Source organism: Pseudomonas extremorientalis (assembly GCF_001870465.1).
In the GTDB taxonomy this organism is placed as follows: domain Bacteria; phylum Pseudomonadota; class Gammaproteobacteria; order Pseudomonadales; family Pseudomonadaceae; genus Aquipseudomonas; species Aquipseudomonas extremorientalis.
This window is the reverse complement of record NZ_MDGK01000031.1, coordinates 33,414-59,363: the sequence shown is the minus strand read 5'-3', so window position 1 is coordinate 59,363 and position 25,950 is coordinate 33,414. Positions and strand designations below refer to the sequence as shown.

The window sequence follows — 25,950 nt, the reverse complement described above, 5'->3', positions numbered from 1 at the left end:
ATGTATCTGTTCCGTCTAGCCATGGCCAGCCTGGCTAACCGCCGCTTTACCGCGCTCCTCACCGCGTTCGCCATCGCGCTTTCAGTCTGCTTGCTGCTCGCGGTGGAGCGCGTACGCGTTGAAGCGCGCAACAGTTTCGCCAGTACCATCAGCGGCACCGACCTGATCGTCGGCGCCCGTTCCGGTTCGGTGAACCTGTTGCTGTACTCGGTATTCCGCATCGGCAACGCCACCAACAACATCCGCTGGGACAGCTTCGAACACTTCGCCGCCAGCCCGCAGGTGAAATGGGCGATTCCGATTTCCCTCGGCGACTCCCATCGCGGCTACCGCGTGATGGGCACCAACGAGTCCTACTTCGAGCACTACCAGTACGGGCGCAAGCAGAACCTCGAACTGGCCAGCGGTCGTGCCTTCGCCACCGACCCGTTCGAAGTGGTGCTGGGCGCCGAAGTCGCCGACGCGTTGCACTACAAACTTGGCGACAAACTGGTGCTGGCCCATGGCGTGGCAGTGGTCAGCCTGGTCAAGCACGACGACAAGCCCTTCACCGTGGTCGGCATTCTCAAGCGCACCGGCACCCCGGTGGACCGCACCTTGCACATCAGCCTCGGCGGCATGGAAGCGATCCATATCGACTGGCACAACGGCGTACCGGCCCAGGGCAAAGGCCGCATCAGCGCCGACCAGGCGCGCAATATGGACCTCACGCCCCAAGCCATCACCGCGTTCATGCTCGGCCTGAACAACAAGATTTCCACCTTCGCCCTGCAACGGGAGATCAACGAATTCCGTGGCGAGCCGATGCTGGCGATCCTGCCAGGCGTGGCGCTGCAAGAGTTGTGGAGCATGATGGGCACCGCCGAAAAAGCGCTGTTCGTGATCTCGCTGTTCGTGGTGCTTACCGGCCTGATCGGCATGCTCACGGCGATCCTCACCAGTCTCAACGAGCGCCGCCGCGAAATGGCGATCTTGCGTTCGGTGGGCGCACGGCCCTGGCATATCGCGACGCTGCTGATCTTCGAAGCCTTCGCCCTGGCGCTGTCCGGCGTGGTGGCGGGCGTTGGTTTGCTCTACGTGTGCATCGCCGCGTCGCGCGGGTATCTGCAGGCCAACTACGGCCTGGACCTGCCGATGTCGTGGCCGAGCGAATATGAATGGACGCTGCTCGCCGGTATCCTGGGCGCCGCGCTGTTGATGGGCAGCGTGCCCGCGTGGCGCGCCTATCGGCAATCCCTGGCCGATGGCCTGTCCATACGTTTATGAGGAAGGCTTTGATGCGTCGCGTCCTGTTTGCACTGTTGCTGCTGCTTGCCCTGCCCGCCTGGGCAGCCGAGCCCAGAGAACTGACGTGGTCGGAACTGATACCGCCGGATGCCCCGCCAGAAGTGCCGAACATGCAACCACTGCACAATCTCTCCAGCATGGCGGATGCGCTGGAATCGGCACCCGCAGCCAAGCAGGACCTGCCCAACGCACCGGTGGTGCCAGCGCTTGATGGCCAGCACATTCGCTTGCCCGGCTACATCGTGCCACTGGAGGTCAGCGAAAACGGCCGCACCACCGAGTTCTTGCTGGTGCCGTATTTCGGCGCGTGTATCCATGTGCCACCGCCGCCGTCGAACCAGATCGTGCATGTCAAAAGCGAAATCGGCGTGAAGCTCGATGAGCTGTATCAGCCGTACTGGATCGAGGGCGCGATGCAGGTCAAACCGTCCACCAGCGAACTGGCCGATGCCGGTTACCAGATGGAGGCCGAGAAGATTTACATGTACGAATTGCCCGAATAACGCTTATCGCCCTTTCATTGAGCTGAGTCAAAAGACCGAACGGAACGATCTTTACCATTGGACGTACAACTTTTAAACGTCCTTTGGAGCTCCCATGAACAAGTCTCTGCTCGGCGCGTCCCTCTTCGCGCTCGCCCTCGTTGCCCCCGTCGCACACGCTCACGAAGCGGGCGACATTCTGGTTCGCGCCGGTGCAATCACCGTGAACCCGAAGGCCGACAGCGGCCACGTCAAGGTTGACCAAGGCCCATTGGCCGGCGCCAACCTGGGCGGCAAGGCGACCATGAGCAGCGACACTCAGTTGGGCCTGAACTTCGCCTACATGCTGACCAATCACGTGGGTATCGAACTGCTGGCCGCCACGCCGTTCGAGCATGACGTGAAGATCAAGGGCACCGCCCTCGGCGCCGCCAACGGCAAGCTCGGCACCCTGAAACACCTGCCGCCGACCCTGAGCGTCGTGTACTACCCGCTGGACAACAAGTCGGCCTTCCAACCGTACGTGGGCGCCGGTATCAACTACACCTGGATCTACGACGAGCACGTCGGCAGCCGTGCCCAAGGCGCAGGCTTCAGCAACTTCAAGGCTGAGAACTCCTGGGGCTGGGCCGCGCAGATCGGCGCCGACTACATGATCAACGACAAGTGGATGATCAACGCCCAGGCGCGCTACATCGACATCAGCACCAAGGCCACCGTGGAAAACAACGCGGTCGCCCCTGGCACTCGCGCCAAGGTCAATGTGGACGTGGACCCGATGGTTTACATGGTGGGTATCGGCTACAAGTTCTGACACCGACCTGACCAACAACACAAAAACCAATGTGGGAGGGGGCAAGCCCCCTCCCACATTTAGCTCATGCCCACATTGGGTTTTGTGTTGGGTCAGCCATGGCGGTAGAACCGGTCCAGCAACGCCGGTAACCCCGCTCGCCACGCCCGAGGCTTGATGCCGAAGGTGTGGAGGATTTTCTTGCAGGCGAGCACCGCGTGTTGCGGTTCTTCGCTCGCATCCGGTCGGGCCGCGTGGGCCTGGGCGGTGGGGGATTCGATTGCCAGCGGGTGGTAGTTGCGCGCTTCAGTGAGGATCGCCTGGCCCAGCGCCAACGGCGTGGTCGCCTCATGGCCGGCGTAGTGGTAAGTGCCCCACAGCGGCGCCGCGCAATCGAGTTGCTTGAGCACCGAAATGATCACCCGCGCCGCGTCATCCACCGGTGTCGGGTTGCCGCGACGGTCGTCCGCCATCAGCAACTCATCCGGCTTCTCGGCCCGGGCCAGGAAGCGCCCGAGGGTGCCGTCGACGCTGTCATCCAGCAGCCAGCCAAAGCGCAATAACACATGTTGCGGGCAGGTGGCGCGCACGCTCTGTTCAATACGCCACAGCGCCTGGCCGCGCAGGCCCAGGGGTACCGGCTCGTCTTTTTCGCTGTAGGCGGTGGCGCGGGAGCCATCGAACACGCGGTAGCTGGATGGCTGCAACAGGGTGATGCTGTGGTGCTGGCACAGCTCGGCCAGGCGCTCGATGGCGAACTCCTGGGCAGCCAGACGGGGCTCGCTGACCGCTTCGGCCTGGAACCAGTCGAAGTAGTAGGCGAGGTTGATCAACGCGTCGGGACGGGTGTCGTCGAGCAATTGGGTGAGGCTTGCGGCATCCCAGCCGTCTTGGGGCGGTTTGGGTGCGAGGAAACCGATGTCTTCCTCTGCACCGAGGCGAATCAGCGCCTGCCCGAGGGCATTCCCGCCGCCCAGTAACATAAGGCGCATTCGCATAGATTGAGCAGGCCCGGTCTGTTGGAACGAAGGTTATTCAGGTATTTGTCAGAATCGTTGCATTTTGCGGGTTCATCGCGCAACCGTCACGGATTAACTGTGCCATTGCAACTTGTTGGAACTGGGGCTATCAATCATTGCATGAGCCTTCCTGAATCCACTGATACCGCATTGACCGGCTTCCACCCCGCCGTCAGCGCCTGGTTGCGCAGCACGTTCCCCTCGGTGACCGGCGCCCAGGCCCAGGCCTGGCCGCTGATCCGCCAGCGTCAATCGACCCTGATCGCCGCGCCCACCGGCTCCGGCAAGACCCTCACCGCGTTCCTGGCGGTGCTGGACGACCTGGTCCACCGAGGCCTGGCCAACGGCGGTGAGCTGCCGGATGAGACGCTGGTGGTCTACGTGTCGCCGCTCAAGGCGCTGTCCAATGATATACAGATCAACCTGCAAAACCCGCTGACCGGGATCACCGAGCACCTGCAGCGCCTGGGTCTGCCGCCGCTGATCATCCGCACCGCCGTGCGCACGGGCGACACCCCACAAAAAGACCGCGCCCAGATGCGCAAGCGCCCGCCGCATATCCTGGTGACCACCCCGGAATCGCTCTACGTGCTGCTGGGCTCGGACTCCGGTCGCCAGATGCTCGCCAGCACACGCACGGTGATCGTCGATGAAATCCACGCCATCGCCGCCGGCAAACGTGGCAGCCATCTCGCCCTGAGCCTGGAGCGCCTGCAAGGCTTGTGCGCCGGGCCGCTGATGCGCATTGGTTTGTCGGCCACACAAAAGCCCATCGACGCGGTGTCGCGGTTCCTGGTGGGCACTGGTCGGGACTGCGCGATTGTGGATATCGGCCACGCCCGCCCACGTGATCTGGATATCGAGGTGCCGCCCGTGCCGCTCTCGGCGGTGATGGCCAATGACGTGTGGGAGCTGGTCTACGACCGCCTCGCCGAACTGGCGCGCGAGCACCGCACCACTCTGGTGTTCGTCAACACCCGACGCCTGGCCGAACGCCTGGCCCGGCACTTGAGCGAGCGCCTGGGCAAAACTGCGGTGGCTGCCCACCACGGCAGCCTGGCCAAGGAGATGCGCCTGGATGCCGAGCAGCGCCTCAAGGGCGGCGAGCTGCAAGTGCTGATCGCCACGGCATCCCTGGAGCTGGGGATTGATATCGGCGATGTGGACCTGGTGTGCCAGATCGGTTCGCCGGGTTCCATCAACGGTTTTCTGCAACGGGTCGGCCGCTCCGGTCACCAGGTTGGCGGCACACCCAAAGGGCGCCTGTTCGCTACCACCCGCGACGATCTGATCGAATGCGCCGCCCTGCTCGACTGCGTGCGTCGAGGCGAACTGGACACCCTACATATACCGGTGGCGCCACTGGACGTGCTGGCCCAACAAATCATCGCCGAAGTCAGCGCCCGTGAATGGTCGGAGCAAGGCTTGCTGGAGATGATCCATCGCGCCGCGCCCTACGCCGAACTCGACGAACGTCATTACCAGGCACTGTTGCAGATGCTCTGCGACGGCTACAACGGTCGCCAGGGCATGCGCAGCGCCTACCTGCACCGCGACGCCCTGACCCGCACCTTGCGTGGTCGGCGCGGCGCCAAGCTGACCGCCGTGACCAGCGGCGGCACCATCCCCGACAACGCCGACTACAGCGTGTTGCTCGAACCCCAGAGCCTGAACATCGGCAGCGTCAACGAAGACTTCGCGGTGGAAAGCATCGCCGGGGATATCTTCCAGCTTGGCAATTCCTCCTATCGGATCTTGCGGGTCGAAGCCGGCAAAGTGCGGGTCGAGGACGCCCATGGCCAACCGCCGACCATCCCCTTCTGGCTAGGCGAAGCGCCTGGGCGCAGTCACGAGCTGTCGGCGGCGGTGGCGCGTTTGCAAGGTCAACTGGACACGCTGCTCGGCGCCACACCCGGCGACCTGCAAGCCGCACAGGCCTGGCTGACCGGCGAACTCGGCCTGAACCGCGCCAGCGCCGAACAGCTCCTCGACTACCTCGCCCGCGCACGCCTGGCCCTGAGTGCATTGCCGTCCCAGGACACGCTGATCATGGAGCGGTTTTTCGACGCGTCCGGTGGCACCCAATTGATCATCCACACGCCGTTCGGCAGCCGCGTCAACCGTGCCTGGGGCCTGGCCCTGCGCAAGCGGTTTTGCCGCACGTTCAACTTCGAGTTGCAGGCGGCGGCCAGCGAAAATGCGATCGTGCTGTCGCTGTCCACCAGCCACAGCTTCGAGCTGGATGAGGTGTGGCGCTACCTCAACAGCCAAAGCGCCGAACATATCCTGATCCAGGCCGTGCTGGATGCGCCGCTGTTCGGCGTGCGCTGGCGCTGGAATGCCGGTGTGGCCTTGGCGTTGCCGCGTTATGCCGGTGGGCGCAAGGTCGCGCCGCAGATCCAGCGCATGAAAAGCGAAGACCTGATCGCCAGCGTGTTCCCGGACCAGATTGCCTGCCTGGAAAACCTCGCCGGTGAGCGCGACGTGCCCGAGCACCCGTTAGTGGAACAAACCCTCGACGACTGCCTGCATGAAGCCATGGACTGCGACGCCTGGCTGGCCCTGCTGCGGCGCATGGAGCGCGGCGACGTGCGCCTGATCAGCCGCGACCTGTCGGCACCCTCGCCCATGGCGGCGGAGATTCTCAGCGCCCGTCCGTACACTTTTCTCGACGATGCGCCGCTGGAGGAACGCCGCACCCAGGCCGTGCTCACACGACGCTGGAGCGACCCGCAAAGCACCGACGACCTCGGTGCGCTGGACGCCGATGCCATCGCCGCCGTGCGCGAAGAAGCCTGGCCGGCGCCCAACGGGCCGGATGAAATGCATGAGGCGCTGATGAGCCTGGCGTGTATCGCCGGCAACGAAGTCACGCCGCAATGGGCGCAATGGCTGCACGCCCTGGCCAAGTCTGGCCGCGCCTATCAGCTGTACACTCACTTACACACCAACCTGTGGGTCGCCGTTGAGCGCCTGGGTTGCCTGCAGGCGATCTATCCGAGCAACTTGCCGTTGCTGCCCGGCTTCGATGAGTCGTGGACCTACAAGGATGCCGTGACGGAAGTGTTGCGCGCGCGCCTCGGTGGGTTCGGCCCGGTGAGCCTGATCGAGATCGCCGCGCCCCTGGCGTTGTCGGTCACGCAGGTCACTCAAGCACTGGCCCGCCTGGAACAGGAAGGCTACGTGTTACGCGGCTATTTCAGCCCCGAGGCCACACAAGAGCAGTGGTGCGAACGCCACCTGCTGGCGCGCATTCATCGCTACACGGTCAAGCGCCTGCGCCGGGAAATCGAACCGGTGGCGTTACAGGATTTCATGCGTTTTCTGTTCGACTGGCAGCACCTGTCCGGCGGCACCCGTGGCCAGGGCAGCGCGATGCTGCCGCAAATCGTCGGGCAGTTTGAAGGCTATGCCGCCGCCACGTCCGCCTGGGACAACGACCTGCTCAGCGCACGCCTCAAGGATTATTCATCCACATGGCTCGACGAACTCTGCCGCAGCGGCAAACTGGTGTGGCTGCGCTTGAGCAACAAGGCCAGCGCCATGGCCTTGCGCAGCACGCCGGTGGTGTTGCTGCCCCGTAGCCAAGTAGGGTTATGGAGCGGATTGACCGAAGTTACCGATGTCACCACCCTGTCGCCCAAGGCGCAGAAAGTGCATCAGGCCCTGTGTGATCACGGCGCGCTGTTTTTTGATGAGCTGTCCCACGAAGCCCATCTGTTGCGCAGCGAGCTGGAAACCACGTTGCAGGAGTTGGTCGGCGCAGGGCTGGTGAACGCCGACAGCTTCGCCGGCCTGCGCGCCCTGACCACCCCCGCCAGCAAACGCCAGGCGCGCAGCAGCCGACGCGGGCGCGGCGCGTTTGTCGGCGGCATGGACGATGCCGGGCGCTGGGCCTTGGTGCGACGTTCATCAACGGCTGCCGGGCCCCATTCAGCCGAGGCACTTGAGCATGTCGCCATGACCCTGCTGCGCCGCTATGGCGTGGTGTTCTGGCGCTTGCTGGAGCGTGAGGCAGATTGGCTGCCGAGTTGGCGCGAGCTGCTGCGCACGTTTCACCGGCTGGAAGCACGCGGGGAAATTCGCGGCGGGCGGTTTGTCAGTGGTTTGGCAGGTGAGCAGTTTGCGCTGCCGGAGGCGATCCCGTTGCTGCGTGAAGTACGGCGGCGGCCCCATGACGGGAGTTTGATCGCAGTGTGTGGGGCCGATCCGCTGAACCTGGTCGGTACACTGTTGCCCGGCAACAAGGTGCCGGCAGTGAGCGGTAATCGGATTGTGTACCGGGATGGGTTGCCGGCGGCGGTAATGGTCGGCGGCACGCAACAAATGTTGCTGGAACTGAGTCCACCCGAGACCACGCTGCTGCAAGAAAAACTGATCAAACGATGAACCTTTTGTGGTGAGCAGGCTTGTTCCGCGTTGGCCAAGCCCGCTTACCACATGGGTCACTGCGTTCGCGGTTGCTCGGTCAGCACCACCGAAGCGGGCACGTCTTCATCCGGCTCATCCACCTGCGGCGTACGTTTGGGCAGCAACACCTGCTGTGGATAAGTCTGCGCGAAATGCACCTCGTCACAGTTATCCACAAGCTTTTTCAGGCGCTGGTTGAACGCGCGGCTCACTGCATATTGCCCACCCGACACCGTGCGGAACTGTGCCGTGAGCACCACGCCGTTGAGGTCCATCTTGTCCACGCCAAACACCTCCAGCGGGCCTTGCAGGTTGTACTTGAGGAACACGTCATCGCGGATCGACTGCCCCGCCTCGCGGATCAGTTCCACCGCCTTGTCCACATCCGTGTCATAGGTGAACTGTACCGAGAAGAACGCATAGGCAAATTGCCGCGACTGGTTGGTGACCGCCTTGATCTGCCCGAACGGCACCGAATGCACAAAGCCCTTGCCGTCGCGCAGGCGCAGGGTACGGATGGTCAGGCCTTCGACAGTGCCGGCGTGACCGGAGTCGAGCACCACCCAGTCGCCGATGGACAGCGTGTCTTCGATAATGATGAACAGGCCGGTGATCACATCCTGCACCAGTTGTTGCGAACCAAAACCAATGGCCAGGCCGACCACCCCGGCACCGGCCAGCAGCGGCGCTACGTTGATCCCGAGGTTGGCCATGGTGGTGATCGCGCAGATCACCACCAGGACGATCTTCACCGCATTGCGCAGCAGCGGCAGGATGGTTTTCACCCGCGTGCTCGGTTGGCGACCGGAGCGCTTGTTGACCGGTGGTTTCAAGGCTTCCTGGATCGCCGTGTCGAGTACCACCCAGAACAGCCAGGTCATCAGCAGGATCAGGCCGATGCTGCTCAGCGAATCGCTGATCGCGCGGCCCACCGAGTTGCGTTGGGCGAACTCGAACAGCGACACGCCCCAGATCCGCCCGAGGATTTCAATAAAAGCAATGGCCATGGCGATGCGCAGGATCGCGTGCAACAGGCTGAGAAAACGTTCCTTGTAGGCGCTGCTGCGCTGGATCGCCACCTGGCTGCGGGATTTGAACAGGTGTTGCAACACGGTGCTGAGGAATACCGTGCCGATCAGCAGGATCGTGGTGAACAACGCGCAACGCAGGGCCTTCTGATTATCGTCGCCGGCACCGATCAAGTTGATTGCCGAGACCAGTACCATCAACAGGATCGGCCAGTACCACAACCCGGAAAACACCCGCAGAGATTGCTGGAGCGCCGGATGTTTCAAGCGCTGCGCCAACGGCCGGTTGCGGATCAGGTGGGCGACCGGACGGCGCAGGCGAACCACTAATACGCCAAAGATTACTGTCGCAAGCAGGCCGGTGAATACCGCAATGCTGCTGGTGATATTGCCGCCCAGTTGGCGTGCGATCTGCGGACTGGTCAAGGCGTCGCTGAGGGCGGCGAGAAAGCCGATGAGGAACAGCGGCTTGGGGCAGTAGCCGCGAATGATCTGCACCGCCGGGCGCTTGTGGCCGACATTGAACATGACGATCACACACAGCAGCATTGACGTGGAGAAGATGCCACTGCTGGTGGCATAGGCAAAACACAGCGCCAGCGCCCGCCCCACGGAGGTGGGCAGGAAATGGCTGACATACAAGGTCAGGGGCAGGCATATCAGCGCCGGGATCGTGTAAGGCACCACATAGCCCAGCACCGCAAGGAGGCGTTTGCGCCGTTCGAAAAACCTGCGTTGCCCCAGTCGTCTCACTATCACGCGCCCCAGTAACGTCAGCAGCGTAAAGGCGCCGATCCACACACCGGACAGCAACAGGAAGTCCCCGGCCACGCTCCACGGCGAACGCTCAGCGGTCTGGTTGACCAGGCGACCGACTTCGTTGGCAGCCCGGTCGGCCCGCAGGCGCCATTCGTCAATGAAGTTCTGGTTGAGGTCCAGTTTTTGCTGCACATCATCAATGCTGGAACTGATCGCACCGAGAAGGCCGCCTTCCACCAGCAACTCCGGCTTGGCCGGCGCTTCAGGTTCCGGCGCGGTGGCCGCCGCTTGCAGCGCACCGCTGCCGCAAAACAGCAGCGCGCCGAGCAGTAATGCAGTCTTGAGATTCAGCAAAACACCGAGCTCCTTCAGAAGGGTCTGTAAGGAACTGACGGGTTTGCGCGTTGATCGTTCCCCTTCAACGGCATCTTTATGCCGTCTGTAGGACGCTGGAAACTTTCCGTCAAAAATCACAGTCAGCCATAAACGAGGGCCAGGCCCCACCACTTTTTCACAGGAGCAACTATGGCTGCGATTCCCGACTGGGTGCCCATCACCCCCAGCGTCGCCATCACTCGCTTCACGGTGTTGACGGTCAATATCCACAAGGGCTTCACCGCACTGAATCGACGCTTCATCCTGCCCGAATTGCGTGAAGCCGTGCGCAGCGTGGGCGCCGACATGGTGTTCCTGCAGGAAATCCACGGCACCCACGAGCGCCACCCCCAGCGCTTCAGTGACTGGCCGAACATGCCGCAGTACGAGTTCCTCGCCGACAGTATCTGGCCGCAATTCGCCTACGGTCGTAACGCGGTCTATCCCCATGGCGACCACGGTAATGCATTGCTGTCGAAGTTCCAGATTGTGCGTTACGACAATCTCGATATCTCCCAAAGCGGCCATGAAAACAGGGGCCTGCTGCATTGCGTGCTGCGCTTGCCGGGCACCGGCCAGGAGATCCATGCGATCTGCATCCACCTGGGTTTGCGTGAAGTGCACCGCCAGCAGCAATTACGCTTGATCGAGCAGCGCATCAGCGAAATCCCGGCCGATGCACCGTTAGTGGTGGCCGGTGATTTCAACGATTGGCGCCAGAAGGCCGACCTGAGCAAGGCGGGTTTGAAGGAAGTGTTTATCGAGTCCATGGGCAAACCCGCGCGCACCTTCCCGGCGCGTTTGCCGTTGCTGCCGCTGGACCGGATTTATGTACGCAACCTGAAGGTGCATAACCCCAGGGTGCTGACGACGCGGCCATGGTCCCACCTCTCCGACCATGTGCCGCTATCGGTGGAGATCGAGCTATGAACGTGGCCGTGGAACATATCTCCACCGACCAGCCGCCGGACGAAACCAAGGCCCGCGACCTGGATTATGGCTGGCAGAGTGGCAACCAGATCGAGTTGCTGGAAAATGGCGAGGCGTATTTTCCCAAGGTGTTCGAAGCCCTGCGCGCGGCGCAGCGTGAGATTCTGCTGGAGACCTTCATTCTCTTCGAAGACAAGGTGGGTCATGAGCTGCACGGCATCCTGATCGAGGCCGCGCAGCGTGGAGTGAAAGTGGTGGCAAGCCTGGACGGTTTTGGTTGCGGCGAGCTGACGCCCTCGTTTCTCGGTGAGCTGGCGGACGCCGGGGTGACGGTGCAGATGTTTGACCCGGCGTCCAAGACACTAGGCTTTCGCACCAACTGGTTTCGTCGCCTGCACCGCAAGATTGTGGTGGTGGATGCGCAGGTGGCGTTTATTGGCGGGATCAATTTCTCCGCCGATCATTTGGGAGATTTCGGTCCAGAAGCCAAGCAGGATTATGCAGTGCGGGTGGTGGGCCCGGCGGTGGCGGACCTGCATCATTTTGCCCTGGCGCAAAGTGGTCGCCAAGTCCGCGCGCGACGTGGCTGGCGGCGGCGCCAGCAGCGGCCTTCGTTGTGGTCCACCGACCAGGGCGATGGCCTGGTGCGGCTGATTTACCGCGACAACGTGCAACATCGCGATGATATTGAAGAGGCGTACATCCACGCACTGAGCAAGGCGCAAAAACGTGCGGTGATTGCCAACGCCTATTTCTTCCCCGGCTACCGCTTGCTGCGGGAAATCCGCAACGCCGCGCGCCGTGGCGTGAGGGTGCAATTGATCATGCAGGGCCAGCCCGATGTGCTGCTGGCCAAGTTGGCGGCGCGGATGCTCTACGACTATCTGCTCAAGGACGGGGTGGTGATCCACGAGTATTGCCAGCGCCCCCTGCACGGCAAAGTCGCGTTGGTGGATGACGAATGGAGCACCGTGGGGTCGAGCAACCTGGACCCGTTGAGCCTGTCGCTGAACCTGGAAGCCAACGTGTTGATACGCGACCGAGCCTTCAACCAGCACTTGTACGAACGCCTGGAAACACTCGCCAACAATCATTGCCAGACCATGCCGGAAAACCGCAAACCACGCTTGTGGCTGTGGCGATTGACCGTGGGCTTTCTGGTATTTCATGTGATGCGCCACTTCCCAGCGTTGACGGGATGGCTGCCGGCGCACAAGCCACGATTGAAACCCATCGAGAGCCAGGCCAATGACCGCTGAATCCCGGTTCAAACGCTGGAAGAAACCGCTGACTATCGCCTTTTTCCTGGTGCTGATCGTGCTGTTCACTCTGCTGGCGCGGCGTATCGACTGGAGCGAAGTGCTGCAGACCCTGGGTGACTTCAAGGTGCGCACTCTGGTGATCGCGGGCGCACTGACGTTGTGCAGCTTTCTGGTATACGCCAGCTTCGACTTGATCGGCCGCACCTACATCCGCCAGAACCTGGTGTGGAAGCAGATCCTGCCGGTGGGCATCATCAGCTACGCCTTCAACCTCAACCTGAGCGCGTGGGTGGGCGGCATCGCCATGCGTTATCGCCTGTATTCGCGCCTGGGCGTGAGCACCGGCAATATCGCCAAAATTCTCGGCCTGAGCCTGGCCACCAATTGGTTTGGCTACATGGCGATTGCCGGGGTGGTGTTCAGCAGCGGCCTGGTGACCATGCCGCCGGGGTGGAAGGTCAGCACCACGGCATTGCAGGGCATTGGCGCGTTGTTGGTACTGGCCAGCCTCGGCTATCTGGTGGCCTGCCAGTTTTCGAAGAAGCGCGCGTGGACGATTCGCGGCATGGAAATCAACCTGCCGTCGGTGCGCATGGCGTGCCTGCAGTTGCTGCTCGGCGCGTTGAACTGGTCGCTGATGGCGGCGGTGATTTTCACCCTGCTGCCGGCCAAGCTGGACTATCCACTGGTGTTGGGCGTGTTGCTGATCAGCGCGATTGCCGGGGTGCTCACCCATATTCCCGCCGGGCTGGGCGTGCTGGAGGCGGTGTTTATTGCACTGCTGCAGCATGAGGCGTCGCGGGGCAGTCTGCTCGCCGGATTGATCGCGTATCGGGCGATTTACTTCATCTTGCCGCTGCTGATCGCGCTGGTGATGTACCTCGGTGTGGAGGCCAAGGCCAAGGCGTTGCGGGTGAAGAAAACACCCGCCTGAACCCTTACTGGGACTGGATGATGCTCAACCGTTCGCCCACCACCATCTCGGTGATCCAATCCACCAGGATTGAGGTGTACGCCTGTTGGGACACCGGATCGCTGAGGGAATGGTCGGCGCCATCGATGATGCGATGGGTCAGGGAATGGGTCTGCTGGCACGCCGCACGGTAGCTCATGATGGTCGCGTGGGGCACGTGGTCATCGGCTTCCGATTCGACGATCAATACATCCCCGGTAAATGCCGAACACGCATGCAAGGCGCGATTGGTTTCGGCGTGGACCAAGGTGCTGCGGTAATCCATCAGGTCGGCCTTATCCAAGTCACGCTTGGGCTTGAGCCATTCCTGGTCGCGGTACAGCGCCGGCACGCGCAGCGCCAGCCAGCGTACCGGGCGCAGCGAGGTGAGGATCGCCGCGAGGTAGCCGCCGTAACTGGTGCCCACTACCGCCACCGCCGAGGTGTCGATGGCCGGGTGAGCCAGCAGCCGGTCATAGGCCGCCAGCAGGTCGCGCAGATTGTCTTCGCGGGTGACGCGGGACAAAGGAATACCCGTGCCAGCGTGCCCGCGCAGGTCGAAGGTCAGGCATACACATCCCAAGCCGGCGATGCCTTTGGCGCGCTCAAGGTCTCGCTCCTGGCTGCCACCCCAACCGTGCACAAACAACACGCCAGGCACTTTGGATTTGGGGCTCAGGAAGGTGCCGCTCATCTGTTCGTCGTCGATATCGATCGCAATGCTTTCGCTTCTAGCCGTCATAAGATTCAACCGTCACGTACTTGAGAAGGAACTCGCTGTTTTCCGCCGGGCCGCGATACACCTCGATGGCATCAGCCGGCAAGGGTCGATCCACATAGGTTTCCACGGAGGACACATGGATCGCACGCAGGCCGGGATTGTTGATAAAGCTTTGCAGGGCCGCGACTTCGGCACTGCTGGCCCCGCCCATGCGCCAGGATTGTTCGAGCACGCCGCTGCGACGCTGGCCGTTATTGTCGAGACCCTGGGCGATGTCGTAATTGCGCCGTGATGCGTAGAAGCCGGGATAGGCTTCATCGGCGGCCGCGTCGAAGACTTGGGCTTGCTCGATGGCCTCGCGAACGTCGTCGGGTAATTCGAGTTGCAGCAGGTCGTCGTAGTAACCGGGCACCACCAACAGGTTGGAGCCGCCGTAGACCTCTTCGCCCTGTCCATCTTTCGTCAGGTATTGCTCGCCGCAGTAGCTGAACACGTGATCGCCGATAAAACTCTGGCCGACACTGTGGGTGACCACGTTGTGCAGGTCTTGCTCCAGCACCACGCCTAGGTTGAAGAGTTGTGCGGCATCCGGTCGCGTCAGCACCGCTTCGAATTCATCCAGACTGTGGATAACTTCCTGGCCTCGGCCCGCGCAGGCGTGCACGGGTTTCAGGCGAATGGGGCCGCTGGACAGCAAGCGTGCAGCGGCGGGTCGCGCGTCTTCCAGCGCAAAGACGCTCAAGCCCTCCAGCACGACTTTTCGCACACGTTCGCCAAACAACCCCGACCACCCTTCGGGCGCTTTGGCTTCAGGGCTGAGCAAGCCATGACTGATCGCCTTGGTGCAGATGAAGTCGTGGTCGACATAACCGCCCCACAAATCCTCCGGACCTTGGATATTCAGTGCCCGCGCCTGGCCGGGACCGACCAGGGTTTGTGTGGGCAGCAGGTATAACGCCCTCCCCGCGTGCAGATCAGCGTCATAGCTTCCACCGAACTTCAGCCCGAGGATCTGCGCCAGCCAGCGTGCCAAGGCACGATTGGTTTCGACCTCATGCAGCGGCGCGCCATCACGCGTGGAGTGAGCAACGACCAGCTTCTTGCGTTGAATCGGGGTCATGCGTCCCCCTTGGCCATCCCGCCATGTGTGTACGCAGAAGGTTGCAGGGATCAGGCCAAGGCTCTTCCATGGAGGATGCTTTTCAAATCAAGGCGTTACGAAAAAACCGATGGCAGTTAGCCTGTTTTATTCTGCACGACGCCGCGTTAACGCAGCGGCGTTCTGCACGATTCACACGCCAAAACGGCTGCGGTAATCGCTGGGCGCAAGGCCGGTGATTTTCTTGAAGGTGGCGCGAAAGGCGCTGGGGTCCTGGTAGCCCACGGTCCAGGCGATATGGTCGATGGTGCCGTTGGTGAATTCCAGCATCTGCCGCGCCTTGCCCACACGCAGGTGCTGGCAGTATTCGGTGGGTTTCAAACCGGTGGCGCTGCGAAAACGCCGCAGGAAAGTCCGCTCTTCCAAACCGGCTTCCTGGGCCATTGCCGCCAGGGAAACATCCACCGCACCGCTGGCCTGCAACCAGTGCTGAACCTTGAGGATGGCTGTGTCACCGTGGCCAAGAATCGGCGCGAAGTTGCTGCCGCACTGGCTGGCGCTGTCACTGTGCTCGATCACCAGGAAACGCGCGGTATCGGCTGCGATGCTTGGGCCCATCAGGCGGTCGACCAGGCGCAGGCCGAGTTCGGACCAGGCCATCAAGCCGGCGGTGGTGATCAGGTCGCCATCATCGACGATCGGCTTGTCGGCCTCCAGGCGCACCGCCGGGTAGCGGCTGGCGAAGGATTTGGCGGAGGACCAATGGGTGGTGGCGCTGCGCCCGTCGAGCAACCCGCTGCGCGCCAACATGATCGAGCCAATGCACACACCGCCCAGTACCGTGCCTGCCGCATGTTGCTGGCGAATCCATTCCAGCAGCGCCGGGGGTGCCTGGTCTTCTGTAAACTCGCCGATCGACGGCGGCACCAGCACCGCCATCATCGGCTGCTCGGGACCGGGATAGCTGCTGAAAACACGCACCGGTGTGCCGGCGCTATCCACCTGCCAATGGCTGACCCGCAGCAATGGCAACTGCGCGGATTGATGCTCGGCGGCGATGCGATTGGCCACGCCAAACAGGTCAGTCAAACCGTGCACGGCGGCCAGTTGCGCCCCCTGGTAGATCAACACGCCCAGCTCAACCACGACCATTGTCAGTTTTCCCCCTGTTATTGTCGGTGCAGCCAATCCCAGGTGTGGGCGCCAGCTAAGATACTGGCCCCATCAACCCATCACGAGGCAACACACATGGCCAAGCAAGCGCTCATCCTAATCGATATCCAGAACGACTACTTCCCCCAGGGCAAGTGGCCACTTGACGGCGTGGACGCCGCAGCGGACAAAGCCGCGCAGGTGCTGCAAGCGTTTCGCCAGGCGGGCGATGCGGTGATTCATGTGCGCCATGAGTTCACCTCCGATGACGCACCGTTCTTCACGCCGGGCTCCGAGGGTGCGCACCTGCATGGCAAAGTGTTGAACGAGGGCAACGAGCCGGTGGTGCTCAAGCATTTCGTGAATGCGTTCCGCGAGACCAACCTGCGTGCCCTGTTGGAACAGCGCAGCATCACGGACCTGGTAGTGGTCGGCAGCATGAGCCACATGTGCATCGACGCGGTGGTGCGGGCGGCGGCGGACCTGGGCTACACGGTCACGGTGGTTCATGACGCGTGCGCCACGCGGGACCTGGAGTTCAATGGGCAGGTGATTCCGGCGGCGCAGGTGCATGGGGCTTACATGGCGTCGCTGGCGTTTGGGTATGCGAGCGTGGTGTCGGCGGATGAGTATTTGAAGGCGCAAGCGGCGGCATGACCGCCACTTGTCCTTTGGACGTCAGCGGGTCGCGATGATGAACAGGCGCGGAAACGGTAGTAGTACAGTGCCGTCAGCCAGGGCTGGATAGGCACGGGTCATTCGCGCCTGGTATTCCTGCAGGAAAGCGGTTTTTTCGCTGTCGGCCAAAGGCGCGAGGAAGGGCCTCAGCGCCGATGCCTTGAACCACTCCACTACTGCCGCGTGGCTCGCCAACGGGTGCTGGTAGGTGGTGCGCCACACATCGACCGTACTGCAATGTTTGCTCAGCAGTTCGTAGTAGTAGCTCGCCGTGTGGCGCTCGTTGTGTTTGACCGCACCGATCTTTGCCGACCATGGACCCTCTGCCGCGACTTCGCGGGCGAGCTGGTGGGCGGGTTCGTCGAGGTTGTCCGGGGTTTGCACCGCCAGCGTACCGCCGGGCGTCAGTTGGCGGACCAGGTGCGGGTACAGCGTGGCGTGGTCCGGCAGCCACTGCAGGGACGCGTTGGCCAGGATCACATCGAAGGCGCACACAGGGTTCCAGGCACCGATATCCGCCAGTTCGAAGTTCAATGTCGGTAGCCGTTTGCGGGCGTCGACCAGCATGTCATCGGAACTGTCCATACCGGTGATGTGCGCTTGCGGGAAACGCTCGGCCAGCACCTCAGTCGAGTTACCGGGACCGCAGCCCAAATCGACGGCATTGTACACTTCAACGTTCGGAATGGCCGCGACCAGGTCACGGACAGGGCGGGTGCGCTGCTGTTCGAACATCGTGTACTGCTTGGCTGACCAGGTCATCACGGCTTTCCTTCTTCTTGAGGTTGTCCACAGCCTAAATCTTGTGAGCCATGAGAACAAATGCCAGGATTGATGCACTCCCATACCTGAAAAGTATCCCTATGCTGGAACTTCGCCAACTCAAGGCTTTTGTGGCCATCGCCGAAGAAGGCTATATCACCCGCGCCGCCGAACGCCTGGGCATGCAGCAACCGCCGTTGACGCGGATGCTGCAAAGCCTTGAGGCCGAACTGGGTGTGGTCTTGATGGAGCGCCTGCCCCGTGGCGTGCGGCCCACGACGGCCGGGCTCGCATTGCTGGACGAAGCACGTGAGATTCTCGCCCAGGCAGACAGGATTGCAGAGGTGGTGCGCCGCGCCGCACGGGGCGAGCGTGGGCGCCTGGCGATCGGGTTTACCAGTTCGGCGGCGCTGCATCCCTTTGTACCGAGTGTATTGCGGCGGTTTCGCGAAACCTTTGTCGGCGTGACAGTGGTGCTGGAGGAAGCCGGGACCGGCGAACTGCTGGACGCGTTGATCCATGAGAAGCTCGATGCAGCATTTATCCGCTCGCCCCTCAGCGCAACCCAGTCGCTGCAAGACAAACCGATTTTGGTGGAGCCCATGTTGCTGGCGTTGCCCACGGATCATCCTCTGGCAATCGATCCGGGATCTCCCCTGCCCTTGTCGGCATTGGCGACCGAGTCCTTCGTGCTCTACCGCCGGCGTGTGGGGCTGGGTTTGTACGACGCAATTCTGGTGGCCTGCCGTGAAGCAGGGTTCAGCCCGCAGGTGGTGCAGGAAGCTCCGCGCATGACCGCCACACTAAGCCTGGTGGCTGCTGGACTTGGGGTATCCATCGTGCCAGCGTCGATGCAGCGCTTGCGCGGGGATGGCATCGTTTATCGGGAATTGACGGAGTGCCGCAGCCTGGTGGCGCCGTTGCATTTGGCGACGCGGATCGATGACGGTTCGGCGATGCTGCAGCGGTTCAAGGAGATGGTTGTCACCGCCGCCTCGACTGAAGCTGATCACGGGTGATAAAAAACCCCCGAGGCCTGAGCCAGCGGGGGTTCTGTGTGTTCCGGGTGTTAAACCTCAGAACGGGATATCGTCATCAAAGCTGTCGAAATCCGGAGCCGGTTGCGGCGCGGCCTGTTGTGGCGCTGGACGCGACTCACGCTGTGGCTGCTGACTTGGCTGCGGGCGCGACGGCTGTGGACGCGGAGCCGAGTTGGACATGCCGCCCTGGCCCTGTTGGTCGCCCTGTGGACGGCCGCCCAGCAGTTGCATGGTGCCTTGCATGTCGACCACGATTTCAGTGGTGTAACGCTTGATGCCGTCTTTTTCCCACTCGCGGGTCTGCAGCTTGCCTTCGATGTAGACCTGCGAACCTTTGCGCAGGTACTCGCCGGCGATCTCTGCGACCTTGCCGAACATCGACACACGGTGCCATTCGGTTTTCTCGACCTTCTGGCCGGTCTGCTTGTCGGTCCACTGTTCGCTGGTCGCCAGACTCAGGTTGGTCACGGCGTTACCGTTAGGCAAGTAGCGAACTTCGGGATCCTGGCCGCACGTACCGACCAATATGACTTTGTTAACCCCACGGGCCATAACGTTCTCCTAGGCTGGGCGCGCTGTCGGCACTGGGTTGACCAGTTGCTCGAGCGTCGCGCGATCCAATAATTCGGTGTCCAATTTGATGTAGATGGCGGCTTCTTCAGCAACAACCACGGCATCGGTAACCCCAGTAACGGCCTTAAGGCGCTCGACCAGACCGGCTTCGCGGATCGCTTCGGGCGATAACGGCAAGCGCAGACTCGTCACATAGGGAGGTTCGCGCATGGTAACAGCAAAGGCCAGCCAGAGGGCAGCCAGACCTGCGCATCCAAGGAACACAACCGACAAACCGCCATGCTGGAACATCCAGCCACCCATGATGCCGCCCAGTGCGGAACCCAGGAACTGGCTGGTGGAATACACCCCCATCGCCGTCCCTTTGCCGCCGGCCGGTGAAACTTTACTGATCAGCGAAGGCAGCGACGCCTCCAGCAGGTTGAACGCGGTGAAGAACACCACCGTGCCGATTACCAGCGCCCGCAGGCTGTCGCCGAACTGCCAGAAGAATAGCTCAGTGAGCATCAGCGTCGCGACGGCGCCGAGCAAAACTCGTTTCATTTTGCGTTTCTTTTCGCCGTAGATGATGAAGGGGATCATGGCGAAGAACGAAATCAGCAGCGCAGTAAGGTAGACCCACCAGTGCTGCTCCTTGGGCAGGCCGGCTTTTTCTACCAAGGCCAGAGGCAAGGCGACAAAGCTGCACATCAGCATGGCGTGTAATACGAAGATACCTAAATCCAGGCGCAGCAGGTCCGGGTGCTTGAGCGTCGGCAACAGGGCCTTGCGCGCAACGCCTGACTCACGGTGCTGCAACGTGCCAGTGGAGCGCGGCACCATGAAGGCCACGATCACGATGCCGAACAGTGCCATACCGCCTGTGGCCAGGAACAGCCCGTGCAAACCAAACGCGCGAGTCAGCAAGGGCCCCACCACCATGGCCACGGCAAACGACAGGCCGATGGTCATGCCGATCATGGCCATGGCCTTGGTGCGATGTTGTTCGCGGGTCAGGTCGGACAGCAACGCCATGACCGCAGCGGAAATCGCGCCCGCGCCTTGCAGGATGCGCCCGGCGATCACGCCCCAGATGGAATCGGATTGAGCCGCGAGCACGCTGCCGAGGGCGAACACGATCAGCCCCAGGTAGATCACAGGGCGGCGACCGATGCGGTCGGAAATGATCCCGAACGGAATCTGGAAAATCGCCTGGGTCAGGCCATAGGCGCCAATCGCCAGGCCGATCAACGCGGGGGTTGCGCCTGCGAGATCCATTCCATAGGTCGCCAGCACCGGCAACACCATAAACATGCCCAGCATACGGAAGGCGAACACCAGGGCCAGACCGCTTGCCGCTCGGGTCTCGCCGCTACTCATGCGTTCGCTGTGGGGATCGTGCATGGAAAAACCTCGTGTGAACCGGCGGCGATTCTACCAGTCCCATCGATTGAGAGGGTATATGCGGCGCTTTGCCGCGCAGCTTTCATCTAAGGCTGCAAGCGGCCTTTTGACAGTGTATATTCATCCAGTCTTTCGCCGTATACTCCGGCATTATTTACGCCCGCCGTGCGAGGCCATCTTGGACAAGATCCTGATTCGTGGGGCTAGAACCCACAACCTGAAGAACATCGACCTGACCCTGCCCCGGGACAAACTGATCGTCATCACCGGCTTGTCCGGGTCCGGCAAATCTTCGCTGGCGTTCGACACGCTGTATGCCGAAGGCCAGCGCCGCTATGTGGAATCCCTGTCGGCCTATGCCCGGCAGTTCCTGTCGATGATGGAGAAGCCCGACGTCGACACCATTGAAGGCCTGTCGCCGGCCATTTCCATCGAGCAGAAGTCGACCTCCCATAACCCGCGTTCCACCGTGGGCACCATTACCGAAATCTACGATTACCTGCGCCTGCTGTATGCACGCGTGGGTATTCCTCGTTGCCCGGACCACGACATTCCCCTGGAAGCCCAGACCGTCAGCCAGATGGTCGACCTGGTGCTGGCCCAGCCGGAAGGTGCCAAGCTGATGCTGCTGGCACCGGTGATCCGTGAGCGCAAGGGCGAACATCTTTCCGTTTTCGAAGAGCTGCGTGCGCAAGGTTTTGTGCGTGCGCGGATCAACGGCAAGCTGTATGAGCTGGACGAAGCGCCGAAGCTCGACAAGCAGAAGAAGCATTCGATCGATGTCGTGGTCGACCGCTTCAAGGTGCGCGCCGACCTGCAGCAGCGCCTGGCGGAATCCTTCGAAACCGCATTGAAACTGGCCGACGGTATTGCACTGGTGGCGCCGATGGACGACGAGCCAGGCGAAGAGATCATCTTCTCCGCCCGGTTTGCCTGCCCGATCTGCGGCCACGCCATCAGCGAGCTGGAACCCAAGCTGTTTTCCTTCAACAACCCGGCCGGCGCCTGCCCGACCTGTGATGGCCTGGGCGTGAAGCAGTTCTTCGACATCAAGCGCCTGGTCAACGGTGACCTGACGCTGGCGGAGGGGGCCATACGCGGCTGGGACAGGCGCAACGTCTATTACTTCCAGATGCTGGGGTCGTTGGCGTCGCACTATAAATTCAGCCTGGAAGTGCCTTTCAACCAACTGCCGGCGGACCAGCAGAAGGTCATCCTGCATGGTAGCGGCTCGCAGAACGTCGACTTCAAGTACCTGAACGACCGTGGCGATATCGTCAAGCGCTCCCACCCGTTCGAAGGCATTGTGCCGAACCTTGAGCGTCGCTACCGCGAGACTGAATCGGCCAGCGTGCGCGAAGAGCTGGCGAAATTCCTCAGCACCCAGCCTTGCCCGGATTGCCGCGGCACGCGCCTGCGTCGTGAGGCGCGGCATGTATGGGTGGGCGAAAAGACCCTGCCGGCGGTGACCAGCCTGCCGATCGGCGATGCCTGCGAATACTTTGGCGTGCTCAAACTGACCGGTCGCCGTGGGGAGATCGCCGACAAGATCCTCAAGGAGATTCGCGAGCGGCTGCAGTTCCTGGTCAACGTAGGCCTGGATTACCTGTCGTTGGATCGCAGCGCCGATACCTTGTCCGGCGGCGAAGCCCAACGGATTCGCCTGGCCAGCCAGATTGGTGCCGGCCTCGTGGGTGTGCTGTACATCCTTGATGAACCGTCGATTGGTTTGCATCAACGTGACAACGATCGCCTGCTGGGTACGTTGAAACACCTGCGGGATATCGGTAACACGGTGATCGTGGTCGAGCACGATGAAGACGCGATTCGCCTGGCGGATTACGTGGTCGACATCGGCCCGGGTGCGGGTGTGCATGGTGGGCATATTGTCGCCGAGGGCACGCCTGCCGAAGTCATGGCGCACCCGGACTCGCTGACCGGCAAGTACCTGTCCGGCCGCGTGAAGATCGAAGTACCCGCCAAACGTACGCCACGCAACAAAAAGCTGGCGCTGCACCTCAAGGGCGCGCGTGGCAACAACCTGCGCAATGTCGACCTGGAAATTCCACTGGGCCTGCTGACCTGCGTGACCGGTGTTTCCGGCTCGGGCAAGTCGACGCTGATCAACAACACGCTGTTCCCGCTGAGTGCCACCGCCCTGAATGGCGCGACCACCCTGGAAGCGGCGGCCCATGACAGCATCAAGGGCCTGGAACACCTGGATAAGGTGGTCGATATCGACCAAAGCCCGATTGGCCGTACACCACGCTCCAACCCGGCGACCTACACCGGACTGTTCACACCGATTCGTGAGCTGTTTGCGGGCGTTCCGGAATCACGCTCAAGGGGCTACGGACCGGGCCGGTTCTCGTTCAACGTCAAGGGCGGCCGCTGTGAAGCGTGCCAGGGCGATGGCTTGATCAAGGTGGAGATGCACTTCCTCCCGGACATCTACGTACCGTGCGATGTGTGCAAGAGCAAGCGCTATAACCGCGAGACGCTGGAGATCAAATACAAAGGCAAGAGCATCCATGAAACCCTCGAGATGACCATCGAGGAAGCGCGTGAGTTCTTTGACGCGGTTCCGGCGCTGGCGCGCAAGCTACAGACCCTGATGGATGTAGGCCTTTCATATATCAAGCTGGGGCAGTCAGCTACGACGCTGTCTGGTGGTGAAGCACAACGGGTGAAGTTGTCTCGTGAGCTGTCCAAGCGCGACACCGGCAAGACCCTGTATATCCTCGATGAGCCGACCACCGGCCTGCACTTCGCGGATATCCAGCAACTGTTGGACGTGCTGCACCGCCTTCGCGACCACGGCAATACCGTGGTGGTGATCGAGCACAACCTTGATGTGATCAAGACGGCCGACTGGCTGGTAGACCTGGGGCCGGAAGGTGGTTCCAAGGGCGGTCAGATTATCGCCGTGGGCACGCCGGAGCAGGTTTCCGAAATGCCGCAGTCACACACTGGTTACTACTTGAAACCACTGTTGGAACGCGACCGGGCCTGACTTTTTCGGGCCCAATGAAAAGCCCCTGTCACTTTGCAGTGACAGGGGCTTTTTGCTGCCGGGAATCAGAACTGCGATTGCAGGTAATTCTCCAGGCCAATCAACTTGATCAGGCCCAGCTGCTTTTCCAGCCAGTAGGTGTGATCTTCTTCGGTGTCATTCAACTGCACCCGCAGGATTTCCCGAGTGACAAAGTCGCTGTGCTGTTCACACAGCTCGATGCCTTTGCAAAGCGCGGCACGGACCTTGTATTCGAGGCGCAGGTCGGCAGCGAGCATGTCAGGGACCGTAGTACCCACATCCAGGTCATCCGGACGCATACGCGGCGTGCCTTCGAGCATGAGGATTCGGCGCATCAGTGCGTCGGCGTGCTGTGCTTCTTCTTCCATCTCGTGGTTGATACGCTCGTAGAGCTCGGTAAAGCCCCAGTCTTCGTACATGCGCGAATGGATGAAATATTGGTCACGAGCCGCCAGTTCGCCCGTCAGCAACGTGTTGAGGTAATCGATTACGTCGGGGTGACCTTGCATCGCCCTACATCTCCCTGCTTGAAAGTCTGTAGTTTGAACCATGATGACTCGAAGGTCACGGGACCAACGGCAGAAAAGTGAAGATTTCCCGAGAAAAGTAGCGGATTTAACGCAAAAACCGCCCAAATGAGGGCGGTTCTGCTTATCGTTTAGAGTCAGTTAAGCGATACACCCAACGCCTTTGCGATTGCTTCTCCATAAGCAGGATCAGCCTTGTAGAAGTGTTGCAGCTGGCGCTGAACCACGTCGCTGGAAACGCCACCCATTGCGCCGGCAATGTTGTTGGTGAGCAACGCTTTCTGCTCATCGCTCATCAGGCGGAACAGCGCACCTGCGTGACTGTAGTAATCAGTGTCCTCTCTGTGATCGTAGCGGTCAGCCGCGCCATTAAGTGCCAGTGCAGGCTCTGCATACTGTGGCGCTTGCTTCGGTGCATCGGCGTAGCTGTTCGGCTCGTAATTAGGCGCCGCACCACCGTTACTGCCGAATGCCATCGAGCCATCACGCTGGTAGCTGTTTACTGGGCTACGTGGGGCGTTCACCGGCAGTTGCTGGTGATTGGTACCAACGCGGTAGCGGTGGGCATCTGCGTAGGCGAATACACGACCTTGCAGCATGCGGTCTGGCGACAGGCCTACGCCTGGAACCATATTGCTCGGACCGAATGCGGCTTGCTCCACTTCAGCAAAGTAGTTCTGCGGGTTGCGGTTCAACTCCAGTTCGCCGACTTCGATCAAAGGGAATTCCTTCTGCGACCAGGTTTTGGTCACATCGAAAGGATTCTCGTAATGAGCGTTGGCCTGGGCCTCGGTCATGATCTGGATGCACACGCGCCATTTCGGGAAGTCACCGCGCTCGATCGCGCCAAAGAGATCGCGCTGGGCGTAATCAGGGTCAGTACCGGCCAAACGTCCAGCTTCGGCCGGCGCCAGGTTCTTGATGCCCTGTTTGGTTTTGTAGTGCCACTTGACCCAGTGACGCTCGCCCTTGGCGTTGATCAGGCTATAGGTGTGGCTGCCAAAACCGTGCATATGGCGGTAGCCATCGGGAATGCCACGGTCGGAAAACAGAATGGTGACCTGGTGCAACGCCTCAGGGGAGTGAGACCAGAAGTCCCACATCATTTGCGCGCTTTTCAGGTTGCTTTGCGGCAAGCGCTTCTGGGTATGGATGAAGTCAGGAAACTTCAACGGATCGCGAATGAAGAACACAGGGGTGTTGTTACCCACGATGTCCCAGTTGCCTTCTTCGGTGTAGAACTTAAGGGCGAACCCGCGTGGGTCGCGCTCGGTATCAGCCGAACCGCGCTCACCACCTACCGTAGAAAAGCGCAGGAAAGTCGGCGTCTGCTTGCCGACTGACTCGAACAACTTAGCACTGGTGTATTGGGTAATGTCTTTGGTGACCGTGAAAGTGCCATAGGCACCCGAGCCTTTGGCGTGTACGCGGCGTTCAGGGATGTTTTCACGGTTGAAGTGAGCGAGCTTCTCAATCAGGTGAAAATCGTCGAGGAGCAACGGGCCACGCGGGCCTGCGGAACGGGAATTCTGGTTGTCCGCAACGGGAGCACCGCTGGCGGTCGTAAGGATTTTATTCTGGCTCATGCTCAATTTCCCTCAGGTCGGACTTGAAACTGCCGGCTAATCGGCTTGGAGGGAGTATTGATCATCAACATGACGCCTACAAATTCATTAAATTGTAG

At 61.4% G+C, this 25,950-nt stretch carries 20 protein-coding genes; 10 read left to right on the top strand and 10 right to left on the bottom strand.

Annotation, left to right across the window (positions count from 1 at the left end; translation table 11 throughout):
• The 3 genes from BFN10_RS12035 to BFN10_RS12025 all read left to right on the top strand — a co-directional run bounded on the left by BFN10_RS12035 (position 1) and on the right by BFN10_RS12025 (position 2,583).
• A complete protein-coding gene (locus tag BFN10_RS12035) occupies positions 1-1,266 on the top strand; it encodes an ABC transporter permease (protein WP_071489851.1) in 1,266 nt (421 codons plus the stop codon).
• A gap of 11 nt (positions 1,267-1,277) precedes the next feature.
• Entirely contained in the window at positions 1,278-1,790 is a 513-nt protein-coding gene (locus tag BFN10_RS12030) for a DUF3299 domain-containing protein (protein WP_071489850.1), read from the top strand.
• A 94-nt stretch (positions 1,791-1,884) separates the two neighbouring features.
• Positions 1,885-2,583: an OmpW/AlkL family protein gene (locus BFN10_RS12025; RefSeq protein WP_071489849.1), complete on the top strand. Its 699-nt coding sequence runs from the start codon at positions 1,885-1,887 to the stop codon at positions 2,581-2,583.
• 92 nt (positions 2,584-2,675) lie between these two features.
• Here the strand turns inward: BFN10_RS12025 and BFN10_RS12020 are convergent, their stop codons facing one another.
• The gene (locus BFN10_RS12020) at positions 2,676-3,560 is read right to left on the bottom strand and encodes a sugar nucleotide-binding protein (RefSeq protein WP_083351508.1); all 885 of its coding nucleotides are present in this window, start codon (positions 3,558-3,560) and stop codon (positions 2,676-2,678) included.
• Between the two features lie 141 nt (positions 3,561-3,701).
• Between BFN10_RS12020 and BFN10_RS12015 the strand changes: the two genes are divergently transcribed.
• Positions 3,702-7,970 (top strand): DEAD/DEAH box helicase, encoded by a 4,269-nt coding sequence (locus tag BFN10_RS12015; protein WP_071489847.1) that lies wholly within the window; start codon positions 3,702-3,704, stop codon positions 7,968-7,970.
• A 56-nt stretch (positions 7,971-8,026) separates the two neighbouring features.
• On the opposite strand, the gene BFN10_RS12010 is transcribed toward BFN10_RS12015, so the two are convergent.
• Positions 8,027-10,132, bottom strand: a complete 2,106-nt coding sequence (locus BFN10_RS12010; protein WP_071489846.1) for a mechanosensitive ion channel family protein — start codon at positions 10,130-10,132, stop codon at positions 8,027-8,029.
• 171 nt (positions 10,133-10,303) lie between these two features.
• Between BFN10_RS12010 and BFN10_RS12005 the strand changes: the two genes are divergently transcribed.
• Genes BFN10_RS12005 through BFN10_RS11995 form a run of 3 tightly spaced genes read left to right on the top strand, consistent with a single transcriptional unit; the run spans position 10,304 to position 13,279 of the window.
• On the top strand, positions 10,304-11,083 hold the full coding sequence (locus BFN10_RS12005) for an endonuclease/exonuclease/phosphatase family protein (RefSeq protein WP_071489845.1): 780 nt from the start codon (positions 10,304-10,306) through the stop codon (positions 11,081-11,083).
• Positions 11,080-12,342: a cardiolipin synthase ClsB gene (gene clsB, locus BFN10_RS12000; protein ID WP_071489844.1), complete on the top strand. Its 1,263-nt coding sequence runs from the start codon at positions 11,080-11,082 to the stop codon at positions 12,340-12,342. Before BFN10_RS12005 ends, clsB begins: the two co-directional genes overlap by 4 nt.
• Complete coding sequence (locus tag BFN10_RS11995) at positions 12,332-13,279, top strand: lysylphosphatidylglycerol synthase domain-containing protein (protein WP_071489843.1); 948 nt, start codon at positions 12,332-12,334, stop codon at positions 13,277-13,279. The genes clsB and BFN10_RS11995 overlap by 11 nt, the downstream gene beginning before the upstream one ends.
• 4 nt (positions 13,280-13,283) lie before the next feature.
• Here BFN10_RS11995 and BFN10_RS11990 read toward each other — a convergent pair whose 3' ends face one another.
• From BFN10_RS11990 to BFN10_RS11980, 3 genes are all read right to left on the bottom strand, one after another.
• Positions 13,284-14,039, bottom strand: coding sequence for an alpha/beta hydrolase family protein (locus BFN10_RS11990; protein ID WP_071489842.1), 756 nt, complete (start codon positions 14,037-14,039; stop codon positions 13,284-13,286).
• Entirely contained in the window at positions 14,029-15,138 is a 1,110-nt protein-coding gene (locus BFN10_RS11985) for a DUF3182 family protein (RefSeq protein ID WP_071489841.1), read from the bottom strand. Before BFN10_RS11985 ends, BFN10_RS11990 begins: the two co-directional genes overlap by 11 nt.
• A 171-nt stretch (positions 15,139-15,309) precedes the next feature.
• The gene (locus BFN10_RS11980; RefSeq protein ID WP_071489840.1) at positions 15,310-16,269 is read right to left on the bottom strand and encodes a GlxA family transcriptional regulator; all 960 of its coding nucleotides are present in this window, start codon (positions 16,267-16,269) and stop codon (positions 15,310-15,312) included.
• 96 nt (positions 16,270-16,365) lie between these two features.
• On the opposite strand from BFN10_RS11980, the gene BFN10_RS11975 reads away from it, so the two are divergent.
• Positions 16,366-16,926, top strand: a complete 561-nt coding sequence (locus BFN10_RS11975; protein ID WP_071489839.1) for a cysteine hydrolase family protein — start codon at positions 16,366-16,368, stop codon at positions 16,924-16,926.
• Between the two features lie 21 nt (positions 16,927-16,947).
• On the opposite strand, the gene tam is transcribed toward BFN10_RS11975, so the two are convergent.
• Positions 16,948-17,709: a trans-aconitate 2-methyltransferase gene (gene tam, locus BFN10_RS11970; protein WP_071489838.1), complete on the bottom strand. Its 762-nt coding sequence runs from the start codon at positions 17,707-17,709 to the stop codon at positions 16,948-16,950.
• A 101-nt stretch (positions 17,710-17,810) separates the two neighbouring features.
• On the opposite strand from tam, the gene BFN10_RS11965 reads away from it, so the two are divergent.
• Entirely contained in the window at positions 17,811-18,728 is a 918-nt protein-coding gene (locus BFN10_RS11965; RefSeq protein WP_173668595.1) for a LysR family transcriptional regulator, read from the top strand.
• Between the two features lie 57 nt (positions 18,729-18,785).
• On the opposite strand, the gene BFN10_RS11960 is transcribed toward BFN10_RS11965, so the two are convergent.
• Together BFN10_RS11960 and BFN10_RS11955 are read right to left on the bottom strand one after the other, a co-directional pair.
• Entirely contained in the window at positions 18,786-19,301 is a 516-nt protein-coding gene (locus tag BFN10_RS11960) for a single-stranded DNA-binding protein (protein ID WP_071489836.1), read from the bottom strand.
• Positions 19,302-19,310: 9 nt separating this feature from the next.
• Entirely contained in the window at positions 19,311-20,705 is a 1,395-nt protein-coding gene (locus BFN10_RS11955) for an MFS transporter (RefSeq protein ID WP_071489835.1), read from the bottom strand.
• 178 nt (positions 20,706-20,883) lie between these two features.
• Between BFN10_RS11955 and uvrA the strand changes: the two genes are divergently transcribed.
• Positions 20,884-23,718, top strand: coding sequence for an excinuclease ABC subunit UvrA (uvrA, locus tag BFN10_RS11950; protein ID WP_071489834.1), 2,835 nt, complete (start codon positions 20,884-20,886; stop codon positions 23,716-23,718).
• A 65-nt stretch (positions 23,719-23,783) separates the two neighbouring features.
• Here the strand turns inward: uvrA and bfr are convergent, their stop codons facing one another.
• Positions 23,784-24,248 (bottom strand): bacterioferritin, encoded by a 465-nt coding sequence (bfr, locus tag BFN10_RS11945; RefSeq protein WP_033900044.1) that lies wholly within the window; start codon positions 24,246-24,248, stop codon positions 23,784-23,786.
• Between the two features lie 155 nt (positions 24,249-24,403).
• Positions 24,404-25,852 carry a catalase gene (locus BFN10_RS11940; RefSeq protein ID WP_071489833.1) on the bottom strand — a complete coding sequence of 483 codons (1,449 nt, stop codon included), beginning with the start codon at positions 25,850-25,852 and terminating at the stop codon, positions 24,404-24,406.
• Between the last annotated feature and the right edge of the window lie 98 nt (positions 25,853-25,950).